The 2982-nt window shown below is 37.4% G+C and carries 3 protein-coding genes; 1 reads left to right on the top strand and 2 read right to left on the bottom strand.

Annotated elements, in window-relative coordinates:
• Positions 1–384: 384 nt before the first annotated feature.
• Entirely contained in the window at positions 385–1245 is an 861-nt protein-coding gene (locus ACEW8U_RS16520) for an endonuclease/exonuclease/phosphatase family protein (protein WP_373523158.1), read from the bottom strand.
• Between the two features lie 94 nt (positions 1246–1339).
• Between ACEW8U_RS16520 and ACEW8U_RS16515 the strand changes: the two genes are divergently transcribed.
• Positions 1340–2230: a flavin reductase family protein gene (locus tag ACEW8U_RS16515; RefSeq protein WP_373523157.1), complete on the top strand. Its 891-nt coding sequence runs from the start codon at positions 1340–1342 to the stop codon at positions 2228–2230.
• Positions 2231–2258: 28 nt separating this feature from the next.
• Here the strand turns inward: ACEW8U_RS16515 and sppA are convergent.
• Positions 2259–2982, bottom strand: a 724-nt coding sequence (sppA, locus tag ACEW8U_RS16510; RefSeq protein ID WP_373523156.1) for a signal peptide peptidase SppA, incomplete at its 5' end; no start/stop codon positions are given.

The following is a 2982-nucleotide window of genomic DNA, read 5'->3' as shown; positions in this document are numbered from 1 at the left end:
TCCCGTCCCGATCCGACGCGGCGGATAAGCCCTGCAGCGCCGGAGCCTGCCCGCCGTGGCGGGGTACCGGTACGCCGCGGCGCACGGGAGAGTAGGCCGCCGCCACATTATCACAAAGCCAGCACACAATGCTGGCTTTTGGCGTTTCTTGGGGGTGAGTGAAGAATTTTAGATTTCAGATTGTAGATCTTAGATTTTAGATTTTAGAATAGCCCGCTTGCGCATCAGCTGATTTTTAATATTCTAAGAAAGATTATAGAAAAACAATGTTTTTTTTTTATCCAGAAATCATGCGGCCGTCACCTTGATTGCAGCAAAAAGACTGTATTTGAATTTTTGGAAGAAATCGAAAACTCAAATGTTTTGCAAAAAACAGACAACCGCTTAATTAATGGTGAATTCTATCATTACCGGGAAATGGTCCGAGGGGTATTTCAAACCATAATTATCAGTTAGAATTCCATGCCTCAAAACTTTTATTTCAGGGCTTACAAAAATGTGATCAATTATTCCATCCGGAAGTCTTTCCCAATTGTAGCCATTGAAGGTTCCTTGATTTCCTATTGATGGGGTTTGTGAAACCAATCGACTGTCTTGTAAATTTGAATTTTCCAACACCGTAGCATAAGCGGGATTATCAGGTGTCACATTGAAATCTCCCATAAAAATAACAGGATGCTGTCCTTTGTTTATTTCCCTGACTTTTTGGACCACTAATTTACTGCTTTCTTCTCTTGCTTTTTGGCCTACATGGTCATAATGAATGTTGAAAACATAAAATATATTCCCGGTCTGATCTTCAAATTTTCCCCATGTACATACTCTATTCAGTGCTGCGTCCCATCCTTTGGATGGTTTTTCAGGTGATTCTGAAAGCCAGAAAGTGCTATGATCTAGGACAGTAAAGATCTCAGGATTATAAAATATAGCACTGAACTCTCCTTCTTTACCACCTTTATCACGGCCTATTCCTATGTATGGAAAATTTAATGCACCTTTCATTTCCTCCAACTGATGGTAAAGACCTTCTTGTGTACCAATAATACCCATTTTGTGAAACTTGATCTGATTGATGAGATGGGGTGACCTGTCTTTCCATAAATTCCCTATATCATTTGGATTATCAAATCTGATATTATACGTTGCTATTTGGTAAGTTTGAGCAAAAGAATGCTTGAAGGGTATCGATATTCCCAAAAGAACAAAAAAGAATGAAAGGAAGACGAGAAAACAATTTCGTTTCATATTAATTTAATTTAATGATGCTTTAAATAATCTATTGTTCCAAAAAAACTGAAAAGTCCTTCAGAATTCTAATATCTCTTTAATCCATGACAAAATGAAAATAATTGACCCAAAACAACTTTCAACATCTCAATTCCATAGTTTTTTATTAGGTGCTGTGGCACCAAGACCTATAGCTTTCGCAAGTACGATAGATTTGGATGGGAACATCAACCTAAGTCCCTTTAGTTTTTTTAACGTTTTTGGTTCAAATCCACCAGTTTTAATATTTTCTCCTTCAAGAAGAGTGAGAGATAATACCACCAAACATAGCTTGGACAACGTAAAAGATGTTCGTGAAGTAGTAATAAATATTGTGAATTTTAAGATGGTGGAGCAGATGTCCCTGGCTAGCACTGAGTATGAAAAAGGAATCAATGAATTTTCAAAATCGGGATTGACTGAAGGACCATCAATTTTGGTAAAACCACCAAGAGTAAAGGAAGCACCTGCGTCATTTGAATGTAAGGTGATTGATATAATTCCTGTAGGTGAAGAGGGAGGATCGGCGAATTTGGTGATTTGTGAGGTATTGCTCATGCATCTCAATGAAGATATTTTGGATGAAAATGACCAAATAGACCCCAATAAATTGGATGCAGTTGCTAGAATGGGGGGTAATTGGTATTGTCGGGCAAGTGGTACATCTTTATTTGAAATTCCTAAACCATTAAGAAATAAAGGCATTGGGGTTGATAATATTCCAGAATCAATCAAAAATAGCGTAGTGTTATCAGGAAACAATTTGGGGAGATTAGGTAATATAGAATCATTGCCTACTCAAGAAGAAGTGCAAAATTTTTCAATGAAAACTGAAATTATGGAAATGAAGCTCAGATTTAAAAATGATAGGGAAAGTCTGGTTTTTCACCTTCATGAATACGCAAAAGAAATTTTAGATGCTGGAGATATTGAAACAGCTTGGAAAATTTTACTTCAGGAATAAAAAAAGGAGCGTCAGCTCCTTTTCTTATTTAATGAATGATCAAATCATAGGGCATTCTTACCATTAGCCCTTCAGATTTTTTGATGTTTTCCATCTGTTGATAAATAGGAAAAAAAGATCCTAATTTTTGCTTTTGATAAAATACTTGAACATCATTGGAAAATTGGCCAAGTAATCTTTCAAACCAAGGTTTCTCCTGAGGATAGTAAATGACTCGGAAATCATCTGAAACTTCTGCTTTATCCGCGGCAATTTGTATGGCATCTTCCAAGCTTCCCAAAACATCTACAAGTCCATTCTGCAAAGCCTGATTTCCTGTCCAAACCCTACCTGAAGCTATTTTCATGATTTCTTCTTTGCTTTTATTTCTTCCGTCTGCTACTCTAGATAAGAAAATATCATAACCTTCTTCTACTTGACCTTGAAAGATCACTTTTTCCATTTCAGAAACTTTCCTGGTAGGGCTTAGAAAATCAGAAAATTCCCCTGTTTTGACTACATCTGTGGTTATCCCTAATTTATTATTAAGGAAGCCTTGTGCATTGAACCAAAGTGCAAATATACCAATGGACCCAGTTATCGTATTGGGTTGAGCCACTATGGTATCAGCCCCTGCTGCAATGTAGTATCCTCCAGAAGCAGCTACTTCTCCCATTGAGGCTATCAAAGGCTTTTCTTTTTTTGCTTCTTCCAATTCCCTCCAAATCACCTCAGAAGCTAAGGCGGAGCCACCAGGAGAATTAATCCTAAGG

Origin of the sequence: Aquiflexum sp., assembly GCF_041751335.1 — a bacterium.
In the GTDB taxonomy this organism is placed as follows: domain Bacteria; phylum Bacteroidota; class Bacteroidia; order Cytophagales; family Cyclobacteriaceae; genus Aquiflexum.
The sequence above is the reverse complement of the archived record's forward strand: the minus strand, read 5'-3'. Positions and strand labels throughout refer to the sequence as shown.